The following is a 1,945-nucleotide window of genomic DNA, read 5'->3' as shown; positions in this document are numbered from 1 at the left end:
TAACGATCTTATTTTTTCCAAATTACTAACAGTCGTATTTGCAAAAAGCCCCGATTTGATAATCAACAAAGCTTAATATTTTCTTCTGTATTGACTTGAGTATTTGCTAGATAATTAATCTCACTCAAACTATCGCCACTCTTTTACCGCAAGCTTTTATGTAGTTAAAGAATGTTTTATACTTGATATTATACGCTCCGCTTTCTATCCTAGCTACGGCTGATTGGGTTATGCCCATCCTTTTAGCTACCTCGCTTTGAGTTAGCCCGGCTTCGCTTCTGGCGTCTATTAAAGCTTCTATGGCTTTATATTCGTCCTCTAACGCATCGTATTGCGCTTTAAATTCCGGATTTTTTAGCTCTTCTTTTAAAACTTCTCTAAAATTAACGGTTTCCATCTTTAAACTCCTTTAATCTTTGTTCCGCCAAATTTAGTATGCTTTTTGGCGTTTTTTGCGTTTTTTTAACAAAAGTTAGTAGGATTATTATTTTTTTGCCGATTTCATAACAATATATGCTTCTAGCTATTCCTTCATCCGACTTTATATGTATCTCAAATAGTCCGTCATTTACGATCATTAGCGCCGTAAGCGCGGTGGTAAAAGAGAAAATGGACTCAAATCCAGCCTTTTATAAATCAATAGCGCAGCAGATACAAGATATCATCGACGAGTATAAAGCAAAAAGGCTAAGTGAGGAAGAAAAACTTGCCAAAGCAAAACTGCTAAAAGACCTTATAACTGGTGCTTTAAAGCCAAATGAAGACAGGTATCCAAAAGAATTTAATGGTAAGAAAATTTTATTTGCCATTTATGATAATTTGCTTGACATTTTGGCAGATGTGGAGCTTATGGATGTTGAAACGGTCGCTAAAAATTTGAGCATGAAATTTTATGAAATTTACGAAGAGGCCTCAAAAAAACCAGAATGGCACAAAAATAAAGACGTAGAAAATGAGATAACAAGCGCTATGGAAGACGCTCTTTGGGAGATAGAGGACGAATATGACGTTTCTATCGATGAGAAGGAGAAAATTTACCAAACTATCCGTGGAATAGGGATAAGCTTTTATGTCAAATGAGGTGAAAATCATCAAAAAAGAGGTGAAAAATATCACCTTAAAAGTTAGACCAAATGGCGAAGCTATCCTAACCGCGCCAAAGTCGGCAAGCGATGAGCATATAAAATTTATCATAAAAAAAAGAGCTAAATGGATAGCGCAAAAGCGCGCTTTTTTTGCAGCATTTAAGACGAGCCAAAAAGAGTATGTAAGTGGCGAGGACTTTAAATATCTTGGGCGAAGCTACCGGCTTAAAGTGGTGCAGTCTAAAGAGGAGCACGTAAAGCTTCAAAGGGGCTATCTTGAGCTCTTTGTGAAAGATAAAAGCGACCTAGAGCGAAAAGAAAATTTAGTATATGAGTGGTATCATGAAAAGGCGACGTTATACTTTTTTACTATCTTGCAAGAATTTAACAAGATAGTAAAACAAGATATCAAAAGCGTAAAAATAAGGCAGATGAAAACAAGATGGGGAAGTTGTAATCCATATAAATAATATATAAATTTAAACATAGAGCTTATCAAAAAGCCAAAATCGTGCATCGAGTATGTCGTATTTCACGAGCTTGTTCACCTGCTGTATCCAAATCACTCAAAGAAATTTTATGACTATCTAACGCTTTATATGCCTGATTGGCAAAAACGCAAGGAAATTTTAGAAATAGTTTAGAAAATTTGGCTTAAATTTTGGACTATTAAGCATTTTTTGTATTTTAAAAATATTTTAAAATCTAAGGAAAAGTGATGAAAAATTTTTGATTTTCTAGTGTTGTTAAAGTAGGTGGTGGGTTCACCAGGACTCGAACCTGGGACCATCCGGTTATGAGCCGGATGCTCTAACCAACTGAGCTATGAACCCACAGTTGAAATGAAATCGTATTATACA

The 1,945-nt window shown here is 35.3% G+C and carries 3 protein-coding genes, 1 tRNA gene and 1 pseudogene; 2 read left to right on the top strand and 3 right to left on the bottom strand.

The window, feature by feature from the left end; translation table 11 throughout:
- Positions 1 to 124: 124 nt before the first annotated feature.
- Together F3G69_RS04050 and F3G69_RS04045 are read right to left on the bottom strand one after the other, a co-directional pair.
- Positions 125 to 397 (bottom strand): helix-turn-helix domain-containing protein, encoded by a 273-nt coding sequence (locus F3G69_RS04050; RefSeq protein ID WP_072594755.1) that lies wholly within the window; start codon positions 395 to 397, stop codon positions 125 to 127.
- Positions 384 to 578 carry a type II toxin-antitoxin system RelE/ParE family toxin gene (locus F3G69_RS04045; RefSeq protein ID WP_103600459.1) on the bottom strand — a complete coding sequence of 65 codons (195 nt, stop codon included), beginning with the start codon at positions 576 to 578 and terminating at the stop codon, positions 384 to 386. Before F3G69_RS04045 ends, F3G69_RS04050 begins: the two co-directional genes overlap by 14 nt.
- Here F3G69_RS04045 and F3G69_RS04040 point away from each other — a divergent pair.
- Positions 514 to 1,080 (top strand): hypothetical protein, encoded by a 567-nt coding sequence (locus F3G69_RS04040; RefSeq protein WP_223155871.1) that lies wholly within the window; start codon positions 514 to 516, stop codon positions 1,078 to 1,080. The two genes, F3G69_RS04045 and F3G69_RS04040, sit on opposite strands and share 65 nt — an antisense overlap.
- Positions 1,070 to 1,729, top strand: a pseudogene (locus F3G69_RS04035) (M48 family metallopeptidase). The gene F3G69_RS04040 and the pseudogene F3G69_RS04035 overlap by 11 nt, the downstream one beginning before the upstream one ends.
- Before the next feature lie 112 nt (positions 1,730 to 1,841).
- On the opposite strand, the gene F3G69_RS04030 reads toward F3G69_RS04035, so the two are convergent.
- Positions 1,842 to 1,918, bottom strand: a tRNA-Ile gene (locus tag F3G69_RS04030).
- Positions 1,919 to 1,945 lie beyond the last annotated feature (27 nt).

The organism is Campylobacter concisus (assembly GCF_902460625.1).
In the GTDB taxonomy this organism is placed as follows: Bacteria; Campylobacterota; Campylobacteria; order Campylobacterales; family Campylobacteraceae; genus Campylobacter_A; species Campylobacter_A concisus_AD.
Note: the sequence above shows the minus strand (reverse complement) of the source record. Positions and strands in the feature narration are given on the sequence as shown.